At 39.2% G+C, this 22,255-nt stretch carries 11 protein-coding genes; 9 read left to right on the forward strand and 2 right to left on the reverse strand.

Annotated elements, in window-relative coordinates; genetic code table 11:
* Together CA2015_RS16360 and CA2015_RS16365 are read left to right on the forward strand one after the other, a co-directional pair.
* Positions 1-363: a hypothetical protein gene (locus CA2015_RS16360; RefSeq protein ID WP_048642870.1), complete on the forward strand. Its 363-nt coding sequence runs from the start codon at positions 1-3 to the stop codon at positions 361-363.
* A 324-nt stretch (positions 364-687) separates the two neighbouring features.
* Complete coding sequence (locus CA2015_RS16365; RefSeq protein ID WP_048642871.1) at positions 688-2,862, forward strand: bifunctional alpha,alpha-trehalose-phosphate synthase (UDP-forming)/trehalose-phosphatase; 2,175 nt, start codon at positions 688-690, stop codon at positions 2,860-2,862.
* Positions 2,863-3,046: 184 nt separating this feature from the next.
* On the opposite strand, the gene CA2015_RS16370 is transcribed toward CA2015_RS16365, so the two are convergent.
* Positions 3,047-4,465, reverse strand: coding sequence for an alpha/beta hydrolase (locus CA2015_RS16370; protein WP_048642872.1), 1,419 nt, complete (start codon positions 4,463-4,465; stop codon positions 3,047-3,049).
* 60 nt (positions 4,466-4,525) lie between these two features.
* The gene (locus CA2015_RS16375; RefSeq protein WP_048642873.1) at positions 4,526-5,239 is read right to left on the reverse strand and encodes an NUDIX hydrolase; all 714 of its coding nucleotides are present in this window, start codon (positions 5,237-5,239) and stop codon (positions 4,526-4,528) included.
* 1,502 nt (positions 5,240-6,741) lie between these two features.
* On the opposite strand from CA2015_RS16375, the gene CA2015_RS16380 reads away from it, so the two are divergent.
* From CA2015_RS16380 to CA2015_RS16410, 7 genes are all read left to right on the forward strand, one after another.
* Positions 6,742-10,011, forward strand: coding sequence for a SusC/RagA family TonB-linked outer membrane protein (locus CA2015_RS16380; protein WP_053086696.1), 3,270 nt, complete (start codon positions 6,742-6,744; stop codon positions 10,009-10,011).
* A 20-nt stretch (positions 10,012-10,031) separates the two neighbouring features.
* The gene (locus CA2015_RS16385; RefSeq protein ID WP_048642874.1) at positions 10,032-11,807 is read left to right on the forward strand and encodes a RagB/SusD family nutrient uptake outer membrane protein; all 1,776 of its coding nucleotides are present in this window, start codon (positions 10,032-10,034) and stop codon (positions 11,805-11,807) included.
* A gap of 454 nt (positions 11,808-12,261) precedes the next feature.
* Positions 12,262-14,127, forward strand: coding sequence for a heparinase II/III domain-containing protein (locus CA2015_RS16390; protein WP_084011831.1), 1,866 nt, complete (start codon positions 12,262-12,264; stop codon positions 14,125-14,127).
* Positions 14,124-16,322, forward strand: coding sequence for a polysaccharide lyase family 8 super-sandwich domain-containing protein (locus tag CA2015_RS16395; RefSeq protein ID WP_048642875.1), 2,199 nt, complete (start codon positions 14,124-14,126; stop codon positions 16,320-16,322). Before CA2015_RS16390 ends, CA2015_RS16395 begins: the two co-directional genes overlap by 4 nt.
* A 70-nt stretch (positions 16,323-16,392) precedes the next feature.
* Positions 16,393-17,805, forward strand: a complete 1,413-nt coding sequence (locus CA2015_RS16400; protein ID WP_048642876.1) for a BNR repeat-containing protein — start codon at positions 16,393-16,395, stop codon at positions 17,803-17,805.
* A 113-nt stretch (positions 17,806-17,918) separates the two neighbouring features.
* Entirely contained in the window at positions 17,919-20,072 is a 2,154-nt protein-coding gene (locus CA2015_RS16405; RefSeq protein WP_048642877.1) for a heparinase II/III family protein, read from the forward strand.
* A 20-nt stretch (positions 20,073-20,092) separates the two neighbouring features.
* Positions 20,093-22,045 carry a heparinase II/III domain-containing protein gene (locus CA2015_RS16410; RefSeq protein ID WP_048642878.1) on the forward strand — a complete coding sequence of 651 codons (1,953 nt, stop codon included), beginning with the start codon at positions 20,093-20,095 and terminating at the stop codon, positions 22,043-22,045.
* The last annotated feature ends 210 nt before the right edge of the window (positions 22,046-22,255 follow it).

Genomic DNA, 22,255 nt, shown 5'->3' on the forward strand with positions numbered 1-22,255 from the left:
ATGAAGTTTATAGTACATGTATTGATTATAGCTTTATTGGCCTACCTTTTAGGTTCCTTTGTGCCTTATTATTTGTTGATGATTTTGATAGGTGGGGTTTCGGCTTGGTTTAGAGGATCTGCCTTTTTAGCCTTTATTGCAGGGGCATTGGGCGTAGCCATAGTATGGATATTGGCCCCCTTAATTATATGGTCTGTTTCTGGTTCTGATCTCCCAGATAAGTTCTCCCAAATCATGGGTTTTTCGAATGGAACAATATTGGTAGGAATTACAGGTCTTTTGGGTTTTTTGATCGGAGGATCAAGTTCATTGACTGGCAATTTTTTTGGTAAACTGTTTATGGAGAGAGACAGTAACTACTAGAAATTTTTGGCCTTTTTTTTGTGACTTCGAATTCAGTCAATGTTTTTTATTCCTGTCAATTTGATTATATTGGAGTAAACAATAAAACCCAGAATAATAATTTTCCCGGATTATTAAATTTGTATAGTATTTGTTATAAATGTCAATGATTAATAAAGGGCATTGGAATGCAGCAAAGCCTAGTATTGGTGAAATCAAAATCAGATGAACAATTAGATTTTGGGAAGGTACCGGAGCTTAACTGACTTGTCCTTGTCCATTTCGGGTTGAAAGTTATAATTAGCTTTTGTAAAAATAATTTTTCTATAAAACCAACATAAAAAAATGTCAAAAACGATTATTGTTTCAAATAGACTACCAATTAGTTTACAGCATAAAAATGGAAAGTTTGAATTTAAACCCAGTGCAGGAGGTCTTGCTACGGGTTTGGGTTCAATATATAAGGAAGGAGAAAATATATGGATAGGTTGGCCAGGGAACGATGTTGAAGATGAAGGTCAGCGACTTGAAGTAGTAGATGAGTTGAAGAAATTAAAAATGGCCCCAGTCTTTTTGACAAAAAAAGACGTGGAATTGTATTATGAGGGCTTTAGCAATGAAACAATATGGCCGGCTTTTCACTATTTCACTCAGCATATCAATTATGAAGATGAGTATTGGGATGCTTATTGGCAGGTAAATAAGAAATTCTGTGATGCCATACTTGCCAAGGCAAATGAAGATGACACCATTTGGGTACATGATTATCAATTATTATTGTTACCAATGATGCTCAGAAAGGCATTGCCGAATGCTACTATTGCCTTTTTTCAACATATTCCTTTTCCTTCTTATGAGATTATTCGAATGCTTCCATGGAGGAAACAAATGCTTGAGGGCATGGTGGGTGCTGATCTGATAGGCTTTCACACTTATGATGACATGCGTCACTTTTTGAGTGCGGTGGGCAGAATTCTCGGACTATCCAATGAAAGTGGTTTTATCCAAGCTGACAACCGCTTGATAAATGTGGATGCCTTTCCTATGGGCATTGATTACGACAAGTTCGAACAAGCAGCTTTAAGCCCTAAAACCAAAGAGTATGTAAAGAAATTTAAAAAGACCCTTGGCGATCAGAAATTATTGATAACCATCGATCGCTTGGATTATTCAAAAGGTATTCCAAACCGGATCAAAGTGTTTGAAAGACTTCTTGACGAGCATCCAGAGTACCGAGGGAAGGTGTCAATGATAATGGTGGTGGTACCATCCAGGGACCAAGTGAAGTCCTATCAAGCCTTAAAGGAAGAAATTGATACTTTGGTTGGGCATATCAATAGTAAGTTTTCTACGCTGAATTGGGTGCCTATTCACTATTTCTATAGGAGTTTCCCATTTAATGAATTGAGTGCTTTTTATAGCATGTCAGACATAGCTTTGGTAACTCCCCTTAGGGATGGTATGAACTTGGTATGTAAGGAGTTTGTAGCAAGTAAAACCAACCAAAGAGGTGTGCTGATACTTTCAGAAATGGCAGGGGCCAGCAAGGAACTGGTTGATTCCATTTTGGTCAATCCTAATGATCAGGAAGGGGTGACAAGTGCTATTGTGGAGGCGCTATCAATGGATGAAGAGGAGCAGGAGGTGCGAATGATTTCCATGCAATCCAGTTTGAAAAAGTATGATATTTTCCAATGGGTTAAAGTATTCATGGATAGGTTGAAGTTTGTTAAGGAAAAACAAGCTGATCTTGAATCCAAAGCTTTGGACAAGAAAATCATCAACCAAATGAAGGTGGCTTTTAAAACGGCCAAAAAGCCTTTATTGCTTTTGGATTATGATGGAACTCTTGTAGGGTTTAAAGGCAGACCTCAGGATGCATTTCCAGATGAAGAATTGAAAGTATTGGTGGCGGCCCTTGCAGAACAATGCCAGACTGTCATAATAAGTGGTAGAGATAAGGAAACATTAGGAGAATGGTTTAAAGGACAGAAGGTGGATATGATTGCTGAGCATGGTGTTTGGCTGAAGAGAAAGGATCAAAAAGAAGATTGGATCTTATATGCGGAGGTAGATGATAGCTGGAAAGAAGATATCAGAAAAGTAATGGAGTATTATGTACTTCGTACACCTGGAGCCCTGATTGAGGAAAAACACCATTCGCTTGTTTGGCATTACAGGAAAGTTGAGAGTGGCTTAGGAGACCTTAGGATGAGAGAGTTGTTCAGCCACCTTAAATACATGGCCAGAGGCCACAATCTTCAAGTACTAGAAGGCAATAAAGTGCTGGAAATTAAACGTCCTGATATTAATAAAGGTAGAGCAGCTACTGCAATGATGAAGGGAGAAGACTATGATTTTATCATGGCACTTGGAGACGATTGGACAGATGAGGATACCTTTAAGGCCATGCCTAAAAATGCGTACACCATTAGAGTTGGGTATACCTATACACAGGCCAATTATAACATCAAAAACCCATTAGAGGTAAGGGAATTGTTAAAGACCTTGGTCGAATAATACCTCCTGTTAACTGATCTATTGACATCCCAATATGGGCGATATTGTTGCAATGATAAAGCTATAATAGGGTTCAAATTGGGGTGTTTTTATATACTATAGGCTTAGCCTCTTATTTCGGGTTTAACCCAAGTTCAATAAGCTAATAATACTCAAAACCATTTTTTCAGTATGGCAAATTGTCTTATTCAGGTTTTATGCTTTTAATCCAGTTGCTCATATCTTCCAGTACTTTCGGGTTAAATGTTTCAGTATTGGTCCCATATTCGGAAATTGCTCCGGTTTCTGCTGTTTGGAACAGATGATTTAGCCCATCGTATACATTTACATTGATATTTGGAAGGCCCATTTTTATAAGGGCCTCCTTATTTGAGATGGCATTCACCTGTTTGTCTTTACTGCCAAATGCTACCCATGAGGGTATGCTTACCTGATGGATAAAATCTTTTGGTTCAGTTTTTATAAAATTATAAAACCAGGGAGCTGTTAATTGGGCATACTGCTCTAGTCGCTGATCAATTTGGACCGCTTTTTCCAAACTATCCAAGTGAACCAATCGCTCGTCTTCAGCGATGAATCTTCTTAACTTTTCTTTAGCCTCTACAGGACTTTGGCTTTCTTTTACCAATTGGTACAACTTGAAATTATAGCTTTGCTGCTCCTTGGCCAGGTTTTCTTCAGCACCTGAAGCCATTATTATATCGTAAGTCTGTTCACTCATTAGGCTATCAATAGAGATAACTGGAGGAGCTAGGGCAGTAATAAAAGCAATGTTTCCTGTGTTATTCGCAGCCATCATCCAGGAAATTAGACCTCCTTCGCTATGGCCTATAACTCCTATTTTATTTTTGTCTATAAAAGAGAAGCTTTTTAATTTTTCCACTGCCGACCAAGCATCTTTTACAAAGTCATGTGTTGTAGCACCTTCCATGGTTCCTTCTGACTCACCTACTCCGCGGTCATCGTATCGCAAGACAACTATTCCTTGTCGGGTAAGGTGATCAGCAATTACCCAGAAAGGTACATGTCCGAAAATTTCACTATTTCTGTCTTGGGGACCAGAACCGCTAATAAGTACTACAGAAGCAAAAGGTCCTTCACCCTGAGGTTTAGTCACTGTCCCCTTAAGCAATAGATCATCTTCCTTTTGGACAAAGGAAGTGTTGATAATTTCATAGGGAAAGGGGCCTTGTGGAGTTTGTGGATGCTTTATTTGGTTGTCGGCTTTCTTCTTAGATGGGGACAAGGTTAGAGACAGGGAAAGACCCGATTGTTTAAATTGCCCTCTAATGCTGTTGTCAACAAGGGTGCCTTCGAAGGTTGCGCTCAAAGTGGTAATCTGTATGGAGAGAAGTGTCCCGTCAAACAATACACTTGTCAAAGGGATACCATAAGCATTCTGCTGAGGGCTGTCCAAGGTTCCTTTCCAAACTTCGGATTCAGGTTCAAAATTAAAAATTAAAGGGAGTTGTTGTAGGCCCAAGTCCAACTTTCCTTCCCAAGAACCAGAGATAGTCTGTGCATGGCTTATGGATAGAGTCAAAAAAAATAGACCAGAAATTAAATAAAATAAAGATGACTTTAAACTCAAGGAAGATTCCATATATACGTAGAGGTTAGCAAGTATAAATATATGGAAAAAAGGCAGTTTAAGTAATGATTACTATTCTATAAGAGAAGGTATTTCGCTTTTAGGGATTAAGTTTAGCGTTCTTTGAAAGTTCTCCTTATAATTAGAAGCATTCAGTGTGTAATAAAATGCACCCTTCTTTGAAGCGGTTTTGTCCTTTTCTTCTATCTTTTGAATGATCTTGCTTGAAAGTAGCTTTCTTGTAAAGTTTCGTTTGTCAATTTTAGTAGCAAACAATTTTTCGTACAAGGTCTGAAGTTTTGGTAAAGTGAATTTTTCTGGCAATAATTCAAAAAGGATTGGGTGAAATGCGGCCTTACTTCTTAACCTGCTAAAAGCCATTTCCACCATTTCCTGGTGGTCAAATATCAATTTGGGTATTTGATCCATTTGGAACCAACGTGCTTGAAATTCATCATTGGTTTGTTTTTGGTATTTTTTAATATCAATTAAGGCCATATAAACTACCCCTACCACTCGTTCAACAGGATCTCTTTTTGGATTACTAAAGGCATGCATTTGTTCCATAAATACATTTTCAAGACCGGTGAGTTCTTTGAGTATTCGATTGGCAGACTCATCTAGGGATTCGTTAGGTTTAAGAAACCCTCCCATAAGACTCCATTTTTCTTTCTCAGGAGAAAATCCCCGATTGACCATTAATAGTTTATAATCGACACCATCAAACCCAAAGATTATACAATCAACAGCTACCAGAACTCTAGTTTGACTTGAATATTTAAACATTTTTGATTCTTTAATATTGTGTTATTAACACTAATTTATTTGAAAGTTGAATTTAACTCTTTTATTGCATGAGTTACGTACCCGATGGCGATTTTGTTTTAAAATATTTTTACGGCTACCTACTTCTCTAATCAATTAGAATTTCAAATTTCGACAATTATTTTTAAAATGTGCTTGTTTATTTAACCAAAAATTTAAAAAATGACGTAATAAATTTAATAATGGGTTAAATTTTATTCTTAAAATATTTACTAAATCAATTAAAATTAAGAAAGTTGCTTGTATTGACCCCTAGGCAGACTTGCGATTTTACTGTAATATTTCCAAATTAATTTTTTTCAAAAAATATTCAATTTGTGGTTTTTTACAAGAGGATTTTGTGCCAAAGCTTTATAGAATTTGGTCTACAAGTAAAAATAAAGAATATATGATTTTTTAAAATAGGTTAAAAATACACTTAATTTAAACCCAAGGCATGTATCACGATAGCTTATAAGTGTTAAAGCCCTATATGATTAGTCAATACCCACTGTTTTTGAGGTTTTTATCAGGGTCTTGAATTAAAATCGAAAACAGCCTTAGTAGTTGATGCTTATTTACCTACTTTTTAAAATTTGCCAAGCTCTTTCTCAAAAACCCAACTATGCCTTCGAAGGAGTGAAGTTTAGACAAATGAATATTATTTATCGTTTGAAAGAGCTGTTGCCTTGTTGTGTGCCCATAGATAAGATGGTTGGAAGCTAAATGATTTTGGCTGTTCGGTTGCATTTTTTTGCATTAATGCCAATACAAAGCAGGGCTTACTTAATTGCTTAAAGAACCTTTCAAGAACTATTTTGAAGCGATTTCAGCACGTAATAGATAATCTATTGCCTATTTCGGGTTTAAGCATGAAATAGATTTTTTATTGTAATCATCGGGTTAAAATTATGGGTCTTGATTAAACTTTATCAATGTTCTTTAAAAATGTACCTAAAGTTATGTAGTGACCATGGAATATTAATTATAGATGGTAAAAATGTACTTTTCAAACATTTGATCTCGTTTAATAGTTTTATGACTTTAAAATTAGTTTAACCCGTTAAAACAATGTTTTTGCCATTGATATTAAATTCTGCTTACAGGAAAAAATAAAAGGAGCCCCCCTATGTTTAAACTAAAATATTAATATATTATTTTTTCTTGATTTTTTACATTTTTACATTATTTACTTTTTTCTTCATAAAAATATATTTAAACTTCGATGTTATAAAATTTTGGAGAACCCTAAAATAACCTTTCAAACATTCAGTATATATGGTTTTCTTTGAAAATTTTTATTAAAACTTAGATATTTATTCGTAACCGATCTAAAAGCAGATCATTATTTCGAAATAAATTGCGTGATATTGCAAAATAACCATAAATACATAAGCCTATGAAAATAATATTTTAATCCATTAAGCAGTGTTTGAATTAGGAATGAAATCCTAAGAATTAAATCAATTAACAAATAATCCACTATGAAAAAAAGTTTACATTTTTACCGAGACATGCAACCGATGTCATGGCTCTCGGCAATCCTTTTTTGTTTGTTTTCAGGAGGCCTAATGGCTCAATCTGAAGGCTTAAATAAAAATTTGGAAAACATTAACAAAGATCAAACGGTTTTGGCCAGTGCCAAATTAAAAAATGCCAATGCCGAATTTGATGTTACGATAACTGGTGTTGTGACGGACGAGAATGGAATGCCAATTCCTGGTGTAACCGTATCTGTTCCTGGAACATCTATTGGTACAGCAACTGATTTAGATGGAAAGTACACACTTACTGTTGCAGAGAATGCAAGTGTTATATTTTCATTTATAGGTTTTGAAAGCCAAACGGTAAATGTTGCCAACAGAAGCACAATAAACATTACTTTGAAAGAAGATACCCAATCTCTGGACGAAGTAGTGGTAGTAGGTTATGGTACACAGGAAAAAGTGAACCTTACTGGTGCAGTAGGTGTGGCCACAAGCGAAAGGCTTCAAAATAGACCAATAGCAAACGTGGGTGAAGGTCTTCAAGGGGTGATACCAAATTTAAATATCGCTCCTAGGAATGGTGACCCTTCCCAAAGCCCGAGTTTTAATATTAGGGGATATCAATCTATTAATGGTGGCTCGCCACTTATTTTGGTAGATAACGTTCCTATGGACATCAATAGAATCAACCCAAATGATATCGAAAGTATTTCTGTACTTAAAGATGCAGCTGCAGCTGCAGTATACGGTGCTAGAGCAGCTTTTGGTGTGGTATTGGTAACTACAAAAAGTGGTAAAGAAGGAAAAGTACGTGTATCCTTAAACAGTCAGTATTCATTAGGTAAGCCAATATTCAATATGGATCCTGTTACAGATCCGTATGAATTTGTTCAAGCCAGAAATTTAGCTAACATTCGTACCAATGGTGTACCAAGTTACGATCAAGACATGATCGATGGTACCAAACGTTGGTCAGAGAACCCAATTCCGGAAAACGAATGGGGAGTTGCAAATGGTAGCTTGAGGTTTTATGGCTTTAATAATTACACCGAAAAGATAATGACTGATTTTGCGCCATCTCAGCAACATGATCTGTCTATCTCTGGTGGATCAGAGAATTCGAAATATTTTGTTTCCATAGGTCATTTAAATAAAGACGGCTACCTTAATTCAGATCGTAACGAAAATTTTAAGCGTTACAATATCTTAATGAAAGCCGAATTTAAAGTAACAGATTGGTTGACATTGGATGAGAAAATAGTTGTAAACTCTCAGCAAAGTGACAAGCCTTATTTCTACAACTGGGATGTAAACATTAATACTTTGGCAAGGGTAAACCCTATTATGCCAATAACTTTCCCAGATTTGCCTTACTATGTTACCGAAGGAGATAGAGATACTTATGCACCTTATATAGGTAAGTATTTTGGAGGAACCAACTTCTTCCCTTATTTGGAAGATGGTGGACGTTCTACTTGGACCAACAATGATATTTGGTTAACTCAAGGAGTAACTTTAAACCCGGTTGAAGGATTGACAATTAAGTCGAATTTCTCTTATAATTTCTTTCACAGGTCTGAGCAAGATGTTGCAAGTAAAATCGAAATTGTTGACACAAATCTTTTGGCTGCAGGTCTTATCAGTAATGGATTTAGTGGTAACGACTTCATCAATGAAGAAAGTCGGTACAACCAATATTATGTTTTCAACGCATTTGCTGATTACAAATTTCAATTACCTGAAGTTCATAGCTTAACTGCTATGGTTGGATTCAACCAGGAATGGGGTCAAAATAAATTTATTAGGGCACAAGCCAATACTTTGCTTACTCCATTGATTACGGATTTGAATGCAACAACAGGCTTGCAACAAACCTTTGGTAGCAGTAGTCATGTCTCTTTAAGAGGCGCATTCTACAGAGTGAATTATATCTTTGATGAGCGTTTTCTATTGGAAGCCAATGGTCGATATGATGGCACTTCTAGATTCCCTTCTGATAGTAGGTTTGGTTTCTTCCCATCTTTCTCAGCTGGGTATAGAATTTCCAATGAAAATTGGATGGCCAGTACTAAAAGCTGGATGGATGAATTGAAAATAAGAGGTTCTTACGGTACTTTAGGTAACCAATTATTGGGTAGCAATTATTACCCATATATACCAACATTGGGTACAGGTCAATCAGGGTTTATGCTTAGCGCTGGACAGCGTACCCCATATGTATCTGCTGCGGGACTAGTAAGTCCAACCTTGACATGGGAAACGGTTGTTTCTCAAAATATAGGAGTTGATTTCACGCTATTTGGAGGTAAAATCGATGCTTCCTTTGATGTGTACTCTAGAGAAACCAAAGACATGTTGATGCGTAGAGATTATCCTTCTATTTTAGGTACAGGTGCACCACAGTCTAATGCAGCTGATTTGAAAACCACTGGTTGGGAGTTGGCAGTAACATGGAAAGATAGAGTTAAAGATGAGCTCTTTTATGATGTTACATTGGCCCTTTCCGATTGGACTGCTGAAATCACTAAATTTGAAAACCCTGAAGGGGTAATCAATCAGTACTATGTAGGTCAGAAACTAGGGGAAATCTGGGGTTACGAGACCGTAGGTATATTTCAATCACAAGAGGAAGTAGACAATGCTCCTGATCAATCAAGATTAGGTGCCAATTGGAGAGCTGGTGATATTCAGTATGCAGATTTAAATGGAGATGGAATAATTTCTACTGGTAATGGTACTTTAAGTGATCCTGGAGATAGGAAAATCATAGGAAACGATACACCTAGATTGTCTTTTGGATTGAATAATAATTTACAATGGAAGAATTTCACTTTGAATCTTTTCTTCCAAGGTATTTGGAAAAGAGACCACTGGCCTACTTCTGGAAACTGGACCTGGTTTTTCCCTTTCAATGCCGGACATGTGGAGAAATATTTCATCACCGATTCTTGGTCTGAGGATAACAGAGATGCCTATTTTGCAGCGCCTCATATTTCTACCAATGACAAGAAAAACATCCAAACACAAAGCAGGTTCTTGCAAAATGCCGGTTACATCCGTTTGAAGAATGCCAATTTAGGTTACAATCTTCCTCAAAACTGGATGGAGACCATTGGTTTCCAAAATGCCAATATCTATTTTTCAGGCATGAATCTTTGGGAATATTCTCCGATTCGCAAGCCTTTGGATCCTGAAACCATTTATGCAGGAGCTATCGAGTATCCTATGCAAAGGGTATATACTTTAGGTGCAAGGATTACCTTTTAATTATTTAAATCGAAAAAAGTATGAAAATATATAAATTTATATGGGCTGCCGTTTGCCTGACACCATTATTGCTATTATCATGCAACGATGATTTCTTGGAGCGCTACCCACTTGATGAGGTTAGTAATGAGACCTTCTGGAATACAGAAAATGACTTAATGGTTTATAATAATAGCCTTTACCATTTGGCATTGAATGATGACAATGTACCTATTCTTCATGGTCATTTCGATGGCTTTAATAGTCACTGGGGAAGTTATTGGTTTTTAGATGAATTTTCTGATAACCTTGCTCCAAGACATGACCGACATGCGTTTTTTCAACAAGTACGTGCCGGAAAACAAATTGTGCCAAATGGTGGACAGTGGTTTGGTTATAAAGGATGGAATTTCGTAAGAGCCATCAATGTAGGCTTGGAAAACTATGATAAAGCTGATATACCTGAAGATACAAGGAATAAATATGTAGGAGAAGCTCGTTTGTTGCGTGGTTGGTTTTATGCAGAGAAAGTTCAGAAATTTGGAGATGTTCCATGGGTGGACAGAGAGTTGAACATTGATTCTGATGAGTTATTTGCAGCCAGAACTCCTAGAGAAGAGGCTATGGATAAAGTTTTGGAAGATTTGAATTTTGCTACTGAAAATATTCCGGATGATTGGGGTGATGGCAACGAACCTGGTCGTTTAAACAGATGGGCAGCATTAGCCATTAAATCCAGATTATGTCTATATGAGGGAACTTGGAGAAAATACCACGGAGGTTCCAATGCTGAAATGTGGATTAGAGAAGCAGCTGAAGCTGCCAAAGAAGTAATTGACAATAGCCCTTATGCTATTTACAATACAGGTGATTCAGAAAATGATTTCAATTCATTTATGAGAAAAATTGATATCAGTGGAAACCCTGAAGTAATGGTTTGGAGAAGGTATCAGTTAGGTATCTATACGAATCATGTACAAAGTTACTTCAGTTATTCTGGAGGTGCTACTAAAAGTTTTGTTGAAGATTTTCTAGCAACTGATGGTAAACCTATTTCAATATCAACCCTTTATCAAGGAGATGATACCATTGAAGATGTATTTGCAAACCGTGATCCTCGATTAAGACAAACCATTTTGCATCCTGATGATACTGAAAAGTACAATTATGATAGAGGTGATGGAAGGGATTACCCTAGAGTTGTCGGAATGTCAGGTGGATTTACCACTACTACTGGATATCATATTATCAAACACTACAATGCAGATGATATGATTGGTAAAGCATATAATACTGCTGAATCGCCTGCGATAATTCTTAGGTATGCAGAAGTATTGTTAAACTATGCAGAAGCAAAAGCTGAGCTTGGTGAAATTACTCAAGGTGATCTGGATTTGAGTATCAACCAATTAAGAGACCGTGTTAACATGCCGCATCTAATGATGGATCCACCGATGGATCCAAGGTATGCAAATGATGGGGTTTCTCCTCTAATCGTTGAAATCAGAAGGGAAAGAAGAGTGGAATTGTTCTTGGAAGGTTTCAGGTACAATGATCTTAAAAGATGGAAACAAGGTAAAAAACTGGAAATCCCTGACATGGGAGTTCAGTGGAGCCCTGAAAACCAGGCAAGATTTGAAGGAGCAACAGTACAGACTAGTGTAGATCCAGAATCAGGTAAAACTTATATCGATGTCTACAAAGGCACAGATTGGGCAAATCCTGTATTTGATGAAGCCAAGCATTATTTATGGCCTTTACCATTGGATGATTTGGCTCAAAACCCACAATTAGTACAAAATCCTGGATACAATTAATTGAAAATTATCTAGAATTTTTAATACAGAAAGGCCTGCCGACACGGATTGTTTAAATTTAAACACCATTTTCGGCAGGTTTTTTTTATGCCTTTTTTTACAAGCGGAAAGGAAATACAAAGGGGATATTTTAAATTGTTCCTTTAATTACTTAACCCAAAATGTACCTTATCCCAATGCAAGTAAGTCATCCAGACAAGTATTCTATTTTTTACATAGAATACCTACAATATTTACCTCTACATCTAGTTCAATTCAGCCCTAAATGTTGCAAATTTCAACTGATGAAACTTAGTGGGCGAAACTTACCTGGTTTAGTAGGATCATAAAGAAAATCGAAGTTTGTGAAAATTTTAGAACTCACAGAAAAACAATATTGCAATCTGTTAAACAGAAATAAATTTTAACCACTTCCAGGTAATTTAAGATATACTTTAAAATAACTTTTAGTCACATGAAAATAGCAAAACCCATTCTACCATTGTTGATCACCATAGCCATGCTATGGAACCCATTATTTGCAGTCGAAGCAGATTTTCTAAGCATGGATACTGTGAAATTGGAGAATCCGATAACAGTAAACTATCTGAAACGGCACCTGAAAAAGTCGGGTCCAAAACTGGCACTTACGCCAGCACTTGAAAGAAATTTGAAGCGTAAGATAAAAAGTGACCCTTTGGTGAGGAACTATTATAATGCGCTAAAAGCCAATGCGGATGATGTACTCACAATGCCTGTGCTTACCCGAAATGTTATCGGGCGAAGATTATTGGGAACCTCCCGGGACATGCTGCATCGTGTCAATGTGTTAGGGATTGCTTACCTAATAGAAAAGGACAAGAAATACCTGGATAAGATTAATGAGGAAGTCATTGCTGTAAGTAATTTCTCTGACTGGAACCCTTCTCATTTCCTTGATGTGGCCGAGATGGCGACGGCTGTCGCTTTGGCCATTGACTGGGTAGGCGATGATTTGCCAGCTGCTACTGTGAAGCTTGCGAAGGAGGCATTAATACAGAAAGGTATTGAGCCAAGCTGGAATGGAAACAAAGGTAGAATGTATGGTACCAACAACTGGAATCAGGTTTGTAATGCCGGTATGATTGCTGCCTCTCTTGTGATTGCCGATCAGGACATTGAATTGGCAGCCAAAACCATTCATCGTTCACTCGATGGAATTCCGAATGGACTTATGCAATATGGGCCTGATGGCGCTTATCCTGAAGGTTCTACCTATTGGGGGTACGGTACGGCTTTTACTGTCCTTACCTCTGCCATGCTAAAAACAGCTTTTAAAACTGACTTCGGTATAGGCGATTACCCTGCCTTTAAAGAAAGTGCAGATTTCAGAATTTTGACAATTGCTCCTTCAGGAAATTATTACAATTATGCAGACTGTGGTGACCGTCACAGTAATGCTGGAGACATCATTTTGGCTTGGTTTGCTACACAGACTGGTAATTCCTTATATATAGAGGATGATAAATTTAGTCAACCGGTGGCTGATTTTGGCAAGCTTCATAGAATTGCAGGCGCCGGCTTGGTGTGGTTGGCACAATTTGAAAAAACTGCTGAAGCGGAATTGCCGCTGGTTTATAAGGGAGACGGAAAAAACCCTATCGTCATTATGCGTGATGGAAAAGGGTATTATTTTGGAGGTAAAGGTGGTAAAGGCACCGTGTCCCATGGAAATTTGGATGCTGGCTCATTCATCTGGGAACTTAATGGTGTGAGATGGAGCATTGATCCAGGAAATCAGAATTACAATGAATTAGAGCAAGCAGGGTTTGACCTTTGGGGGTCTTGCCAGGATTGCGAACGCTGGAACTTGTTGACCAAAAACAATTATGGTCACAGCACTTTGACTGTCAATGGTGAACTTCATGTAAATGATGGTTTTGCCAAAATGTTGAGTGTAACCAAAGGGGATCAGCCTGGAGCAGAATTTGATTTGACCCCTGTCTTTGGAAATAACCTAAAAAAAGCTACCAGGAAATTTATCAAACCGGACAATAACTCTCTTGTTATTGAAGACCATATAGAAACTAATGTGCACACTAAAATGATCACCTGGCAAATGATGACTCAGGCAGATGTAAGTATTGTGGACGGAGGTGCTGTGCTTACCCAAGATGGGAAAAAGATAATGGTAGAGAATCTTTCTCACCCGGACATTATGGTATCCGTAATTTCACTTGACCCGGCACCGCTCGAACTTGACAGGCAAATTGAAGGGCTAAAAAGATTGGAGATTAGGATTCCCGCTTACCTGATTGAAGACAATACGGATGTAATCAAGGTTAAATTAAAAGCATTGTGATAACTTATAATTCAACTGCCAAAGGAGGTGCATCTTCCTTTGGCAGTCACTTTACGTTTGTGCTGCTGTTATGCTGCCTATTGTGCGCCTTCGCTCTACCGGTACTTGCCTCTGATTTTAAATTGGTGAAGCAAAGGGTAGTGACAGAATACCTGCTCGTGGAGGTGGATGATGAAGACATAGCAGAGCTGCTTGCTACACAAAAGCAAGACGGAACCTGGCCCGGAATTAATTACCAGGATGTTTCAAGAACAGGGTTTGAACATATTGTCCATACCACAAACATGGTTGACTTGGCCAAAGCTTACAGACAGCCAAATTCAAAGTATAAAGGTAGTCCAAAAGTAAAGCAAGCAATTTCCAATGCGCTAGACCATTGGGTACAAAACGATTATTTCTGCGACAATTGGTGGTACAATCAAATAGGCACACCAAATAATCTGGTGGCAGTGATGTTATTGTTAGGAGATGAATTGCCGGAAGAATTAGTGCAAGCTACCCAACCCATTATCGGAAGGGCACATCTCAATGCTTCTGGAGCAAGACCAAGTGGTGACAGGATAAAAATCGCTGGGATACTTGCCAAGAACCTGCTTTTTCTAGGAGAAAAAGAAAAATTTGAAGCGGTTTTAAAGGTAATTGAAGGAGAAATAAAATTTTCCACAGGTAGCCGTGGCCTTCAGAGAGACTTTAGCTTTCATCATCGAGTAGATCGGGTAAACAATACAAGTTCCTATGGATTAGGCTATGCAGATGCTTTTGTAGAATGGCTTGTATATACTGCAGACACCCGGTACGCATTTTCTTCTGATAAAGTAGCCATTTTGGTTGACTATTATTTAGATGGAATCAGTAAAAATCTGGCTTTCGGAAAGTATTTAGAGGCCGGAGCAAAAAATAGAAGCATTGCTAGACCTGGCGCTCTTCATGGCTTGGATGCGAAAACACCAAAAAAATTACTTCAGGCCACTGATTATCGGAAAGGTGATTTGGAAGAAATTGTAAAAATTAGAGAAGAAGGGATCCATAAGGTTTCCTTGTCCTATGGTAAGTATTTTTGGCAAACGGAATTCTTCACCTATCAGAGGCCGGGCTTTTTTACTTCTGTAAGAATGTACTCCATAAGGAATGACAATATGGAGGTGCCCTATAACAGTGAAGGATTAATGAACCATCACCGGGGAGATGGGACCAATCACCTTTCCATAACAGGAAAAGAATACTTTGATATTTTTCCGGTTATGGATTTTCAGAAAATTCCCGGGGCCACCATCCTGCAAAAAGAAAAGCTTCCGGACCCGGATCAAATTCAAAAATCCGGCTATACAGATTTTGTAGGCGCGGTCACAGATGATTTATATGGAAGTGTGGCTTTTGACTTTATCAGCCCCCATGATCCCCTAAAAGCCAGAAAAAGCTGGTTTTTCTTTGACAAGGAATATGTTTGTCTGGGAGCAGGTATAAATGCTAAAGGCAAGCAAGAGGTCTTTACTACCTTAAATCAATTGTTACTGAAGGGTGAAGTTTATGCCCAAGTAGGTCATCAAATGAAAATTTTGGAGTCAGGAAAGCATGGGCTCAAAAATCCGGACTGGATTTACCATGATCGAGTAGGCTATTTTATGTTAGCACCTCAGGATGTTGAATTGTCTTTTGGAGAGGTTACAGGAAATTGGACTTCCATTAACCGACAAACAAGGGCTCCCCAAGAGGATGTGACCAAAGAGGTGTTCAGCCTTTGGGTAAATCATGGAAATAATGTCAGACAGGAAAGCTATGCCTACATGATTTTACCTAATGCCAGCTTGGAGGAAACCAAGGCCTACCGGATTGATGACCAAATAGAAATATTGGCGAATACTCCGGAACTGCAGGCTGTGCGGCACAAACAGCTGCTACAAGTGCAGGCTAATTTTTACCAAGCGGGTAAACTTGATCTGGGAGATGGATTAGAATTAACCATGGATGGTCCGGGATTGGTTTTGCTTCACTTAGATGGTCAAAATATAGTAAAAATGGCCGTCTCCGATCCAAGTCGAAAGTTAGATAAAATGCACTTACAATTAAACAGTAAACTGAATCTACAGGGGACTCAACACCGGGTAGCATGGGATGCTGAACATTGGATAAGTAAAGTGACGGTACAACTTCCGGAAGGTGAGTTTGCCGGAAGTAGTGTGATTTTGGGAGATTAAAACGTAGCATTTCCAGTATCCTTTAGACTACTCTAAACCAGGTACTGCTTAAATTTAAGACAATAAACAAATGATGAATCGGAAAATACGCGTCAATTTAAGTCTTGTGTGGCTTGTATTTTTGGCTTTGGTTTCATGCAATCAAAAAAGTCAGGAAACTTCAAAAGAGCCCATTGTAATCGATGAGCGCGACCAAAAACTTAGTGTAAATAAAATCATACCTATAGATAGTGTATGGGCAGGTCATAGGGTAGGCTTTTCCATGCTTACCCACAAAAATCGTCAATACATTGCCTATTACAACAAAGACAGGCACATGACGGTGGGGCAAAGAAATCTTGATGAGGATCAATTTGAACTGTATCAACTGCCTGTGTTTGATAGGGAAGAAGGGCAAGGAACCAGCACCACACTTGGCTGGGATAGTCATAATTCTGTTACCATTGGTATTGATTCAGAGGGGTACTTGCATTTGGCCGGCAACATGCATGTGCATCCCATTACTTATTTCAGGGGTCAAGAGCCTCATGATATCAGCAGCCTAAAGCAAGAAATGGAAATGGTAGGCTCGAATGAAAAACGCTGTACTTACCCGCACTTTATGACAGACCGAGAAGGTCGTCTGCTGTTCCATTACAGAGATGGTGGAAGTGGCAATGGCAATGAGATTTACAATATTTACGATGTAGCTTCTAAGGAATGGACACGTTTGCTAGACAGTCCCTTGACAGATGGACAGGGAGAGATGAATGCCTATGCTTCTCAACCTTCCTTGAGAGAAGACAATTGGTACCATATGTATTGGGTATGGAGGGATACACCGGAATGTGAAACCAATCACGACCTGTCCTATATCAAAAGTCCGGACATGAAAAATTGGTACGATGCATTTGGCAACCAAGTGTTGCTTCCAGTTACCATCGATCAGAAAAATGTGGTTGTCGATCCGGTTCCACCAAAAGGGGGCATAATCAATCTTGCTGCCAAGTTATGCTTGGATGAAAACAATGCGCCATTGATGGCTTTTCATAAGTATGATGAAAATGGCAACTTACAATTTTATGTAAGCAGGATCGAAGAAGGCGCTTGGAAGGCCAAACAAGTAACCGACTGGGATTATCGTTGGGAGTTTTCCGGTCGGGGAAGTATACCTTCTGAAGTTCGGTTAGGGGATTTTAACCGAAGAGAAGATGGGAATTATGAACTGGGCTACCAACATATAAAATATGGTGAAGGGGTCTTGCTATTAGATAAAGATTTAAACACCATAGGGGAGGTGTTGAAACCGGATAATTTTGGTGCTGACCTTAAACTTGAGGGAGACTTTGAGGGGCTGGAAATAAGGACTACCAATGACTTAGGAGCGTCAGAAAATGGAAAAACCTATCGTTTGAAATGGGAAACCCTACCGCCAAACAGAGACAGGGCCTATCCTGAACCTTGGCCAAATCCATCTGTACTTTACTTGTACGAATTGGAATAGGGGGCTAAAAAAGAAACCATTAATGTCTTAATTGATGGTTTCTTTTACTTTCAATAGTTGATATAAGGCCTTAGCTAGGAAAAAAAATAAATGTGGTTGCTATCAAAATAAATATGTCCAAAATTTCATTAAATGCTATTAAGGTGCTTGGGTTGAATGTCTTGACCTTAAGTCTTTTGCTTCTTCATTCTTTAAGTGTCTTTTCGCAGCAAGTTTCTCATCCTTTTTTGATCGTAAAAGCAGATCAATTTGAACAGCACAGACAAAAGGCATTTTATGAACCCTGGAAATCCATGGCTGAGGATGCCCTAGAGATCACTAAAAAGGGGTTCAGTGAACCAATTATGGGAGCTTATGAACTTCAGGATTATATGGGAGCTGTTGCTTTGTCCTATATTTTATATCCCGAAGACAAAGACAGATATGCCCAAAAAGTCAAAGACCTTATTTTAAACAATTATTCAAAATTAGAACTTACTGAAAAAAGAGATTGGGGTGGTGTTGTTCCGCCCATGAGTTCATTCTTTGTGGCCATCCTGGCACTTGACATTGTTTACAATGATTTGACCAAAGAGGAGATTCTGGCTTGTGAAAAGTTGATTGAATCACAGCTTTCCAAGATCAACCGCAAAGGAAGTTGGACCGATGTAAGACTGGGTACCCATGGTGTTTGGGACATCTACAAAGGCGATCGGACCGGTCCGGACGATGCTTATTACAACGGGATTATGCATCAAATTACAACTGATGGAGTTTCCCCCGTAACGATTCATTACGCTTGGGAAAGAGTAGGGGGAGGAGACAGCCGTATCTCCAAAGCCGGATACATGGATGTTTTAGAATTTACCGGCATAGACAAGAGGTACTACAGCAATGAAAAGCTTAAAAAGTTCCACCGCTGGTTATTCAGTGCGAGTGTGAACAATAGCAAGGAAATGGCGATTATAGGGGACATGCTTCCTTCCCAAGGCTTGAAAAATGATTTGTTACATGCCAGGGTGGGGAATTTTGATGAGCAAGCTGCTGCCTATACAGCCTGGTTTCATGAAGAGGACAAGAAACGCGGCCATATTATCAGTTACCTGCTCCCTCACAGTAAATTGCCTTACCCGCAATATCCTAAAAGCAGTGTATATGAAGATGGCGGTGCCTTCTTAAGAGAAAGTGCGAAGAACCCTGAGGGCATCCATACAGTGCTTTACAATATTAAGAGTCAAGATGAATGGCATACCCACCAAGAAACCAACGGCTTGGCATTATCCGGAATGGGGAACAGGCTTTTGGTCAATGGAGGGAGACTTGGTGAACCCACCCGGGCTGCGGCTTTAAACAATACCCTCACCATAGATGGTAAAAACCATGATTCCAGATTAGGCAATGGAATTGTGGAATACATTAGTCGCGAGGATTTTGACTATGCCATGGGAGATGCAGGACCGGCCCTTCCCTCGGCTTTTCACAACCGAAGCATGATTTTGTTGCACAAAACTTCGCATTCAAAAGCATATGTACTTCTTTTGGATGAGGTGGAGGTAGAGCAAGGGCAAAAGATCATCTCTTACCTGCACCCTGCCAATGAAAGTCATATTGATACCCTTTTGGTAAATGAATCCTACCGGGCTGCAATAGATCATTTTCCCACAGTAGCAGGAACTGCATTGGACATCCATTACCTTACAAAGCCTGAGAGGATCAACCAAAGTTTGGTGGCCTCAGCAATACCTTCAAGGTATCCCAACCATCCGAAGCATTCCAGATTGGAAGCCATTTACTCTCCAGATAAATCGGGCAAGAATAGCATTGTAACTTTATTAAATCCTATGGCTGAAGCCGAAAAGGTTATTCAGCTTCAGCCAAGTCTCCAAGAAAATTATGATGCCCATATAATTCGACATAAAGAGGGTGCAGAAGACCTCGTTTTGAGCAGCCAAACACCGGATCGAACGATTTCATTTAATGGCCTGGTCTTTAAGGGAGATTTCTTTATTCATAGGGCAATTGCCGGAGATCCAGGTTTTATTTTCGTTAAAAATGCCACAGCTCTTACAGGTGGTGAGCTGGAATTTAAGGCAGAGCATAAGCTTACCCTATGGATGAAGCATCGATTTATAAGTGTACTCGCAAAAGAAAATACAGTCCTATATTTAAAAAGCAAAACTTCAAGAAGCTTATACATTGACGATAAAATAATAGAAAACCCAGAGACTGAGGATGAATGGATGAAAATTCCTTTGCCAAAGGGTACTCACAAGTTATACTTTAAGTAACTGCCTAAACCCATATCACAATGATCAAAACCAAACACTTATTCCTGCTTATTTCGGGGGTTATATTATCCCTAAACGCATTCAGTCAGGATCTAATCAGTAGCCGATACAGTGAGCAAGAGCTTGCCGAAGTGCTGATTCCCTTAAAAGATTGGCAACCTTTTCCGGCTTTAGAAAATAGAGAAGCCTGGAGCAAGGCGGACAAAGAGCAAATGGAATTTTATCTCGATTATGCCAATGAAAACATCAATTATTCATGGCCTTATATTCCTGCCACCAAGTCTTTGTTGATTCACAGGAATGGAAACAGGACCGAATACCAAGAAATTACCTTTGAAAAAAGGAGGGTTTTAGGAGCGATGATTTTGGCAGAATTGTATGAGAACAAGGGAAGGTTTATTGATCCCATTGTCAATGGGGTATGGTCCATTTGTGAGGAATCTTTTTGGGGAGTGCCCGCTCACCTTCCCAAAACAGATGAATATTCAGGATTGATGGATGTCTCAAAGCCATTCGTAGATTTATTTGCAGCCGAAACGGCCACTTATTTGGCTTGGGCAGATTACTTTTTGGGAGAAAAATTTGATGAGATTTCGCCACAGATAAGAAAAAGAATCCGGTATGAAACCAACTATAGGATTTTTGAACCTCTGATGAACAAACATCATGGTTGGATGTCTGCCAATGAAAATGGAAGACCCCCTAACAACTGGAACCCTTGGATCTGCTCCAACTGGATCAATACGGCCCTATTATTAGAAGGCAATGAGGCCAAGAGGGTAGCGCATGTAAACAAGGCCATGCGAGTACTGGACGAATTTTTGACACCTTATCCCGAAGATGGGGGATGTGATGAGGGACCGGGCTATTGGGGTGCCGCAGCAGCATCTTTATTTGACAACCTTTCCTTGTTGAATGAGGCTTCAAATGGAGCTTTTCAGTTTGCCTATGAGGATGAAAAGGTAAAGAATATGGGACGGTTTATTTATAGGGCGCAAATTAGTAAAGACTACTTTCTAAATTTCGCAGATGCCAGCCCCAAACCTACCATGGCGGCAGCCATGATTTACAGGTATGGAAAGGCCATTCAGGATCCGGACATGATGAAATTTGGGGCTTACTATATAGAGCAAAATGAAAAAGCCTTGCCAAGGTTTCATTATTTCAGACACTTCTTTGAAGTGTTTATGCAGGATGAATTGGCAGCGGCTGAAAAGGGACTTCCCTTGCCTAAAGATGTTTGGCTGAAAGACATCCAGGTAATGGTCGCCCGAGACCAGGAAGGAAGCACAGATGGCTTTTTCCTTGCTGCCAAAGGTGGACACAATGATGAAAGCCATAACCACAATGACATCGGAAACTATGTGGTATTTTACGATGGACTTCCTGTGTTAATAGATGTGGGAAGTGGAACTTATACCCGAAGGACTTTCAGTGGGGAGCGGTATTCCATTTGGTTCAACCGTTCGGACTACCACAACCTGCCTACTGTAAATGGGCAAACCCAAACAGCCGGAAGGGCCTACCAGGCCACGAAGGTTGCTTATGAAACCAATAGAAAAAGTTCATCCATGACTTTGGATATTAGCGAGTCCTATCCCGAATCTGCAGGTCTGGTTTCCTGGCAGCGAGACCTAGCGCTAAACCGTGGAAAAAGGGTAACAATTAAAGACACCTACAAGCTATCGGAAGCTGGAGAGATCATTCAGCACCTGATGACCGTTTATCCGGTAGAGGTAGTCAAGCCCGGTTTGATTTCCATTGCTTATCAGGGCAAAGACGGAAAAGTATCCCCCTTTGAAATCCAATACAATCCAAATGATATGGAAGTAGAAGTAGAGAAAATGCCATTTGATTTACCGGAAGATGAAGGCGTCGCAAGCAAGTGGGGTCAAGACATGTACCGAATCAACCTTACAAGCAAAGCTGAAGTAAAGGCCGGCAAAATGGACTTTACCGTCACCAAGAAATAAACTTCAATAGCCTAAAAAGCCAATAAAGTGATAATAAGCGTGGATAGGATTCACGCTTATTTTTTTTGTCCCACCCTCACCGGAGGCTGAGCCTGTCGAAGTCATAGAAATCCCCTCCCGGAGGCTGAGCCTGTCGAAGCCGTAGGTATCCCCTCACGGGAGGCTGAGCCTGTCGAAGCCGTAGGAATCGAAGAACGTTAGAAACCTATT

Source organism: Cyclobacterium amurskyense, from assembly GCF_001050135.1.
Classification (GTDB): domain Bacteria; phylum Bacteroidota; class Bacteroidia; order Cytophagales; family Cyclobacteriaceae; genus Cyclobacterium; species Cyclobacterium amurskyense.

Coding starts and splice junctions, on each gene's coding strand:
- CA2015_RS16365 (WP_048642871.1), top strand. CDS start 688: ATGTCAAAAACGATTATTGTTTCAAATAGACTACCAATTAGTTTACAG.
- CA2015_RS16390 (WP_084011831.1), top strand. CDS start 12,262: ATGAAAATAGCAAAACCCATTCTACCATTGTTGATCACCATAGCCATG.
- CA2015_RS16405 (WP_048642877.1), top strand. CDS start 17,919: ATGTCCAAAATTTCATTAAATGCTATTAAGGTGCTTGGGTTGAATGTC.
- CA2015_RS16410 (WP_048642878.1), top strand. CDS start 20,093: ATGATCAAAACCAAACACTTATTCCTGCTTATTTCGGGGGTTATATTA.
- CA2015_RS16375 (WP_048642873.1), bottom strand. CDS start 5,239: ATGTTTAAATATTCAAGTCAAACTAGAGTTCTGGTAGCTGTTGATTGT.
- CA2015_RS16370 (WP_048642872.1), bottom strand. CDS start 4,465: ATGGAATCTTCCTTGAGTTTAAAGTCATCTTTATTTTATTTAATTTCT.
- CA2015_RS16400 (WP_048642876.1), top strand. CDS start 16,393: ATGATGAATCGGAAAATACGCGTCAATTTAAGTCTTGTGTGGCTTGTA.
- CA2015_RS16385 (WP_048642874.1), top strand. CDS start 10,032: ATGAAAATATATAAATTTATATGGGCTGCCGTTTGCCTGACACCATTA.
- CA2015_RS16380 (WP_053086696.1), top strand. CDS start 6,742: ATGAAAAAAAGTTTACATTTTTACCGAGACATGCAACCGATGTCATGG.
- CA2015_RS16360 (WP_048642870.1), top strand. CDS start 1: ATGAAGTTTATAGTACATGTATTGATTATAGCTTTATTGGCCTACCTT.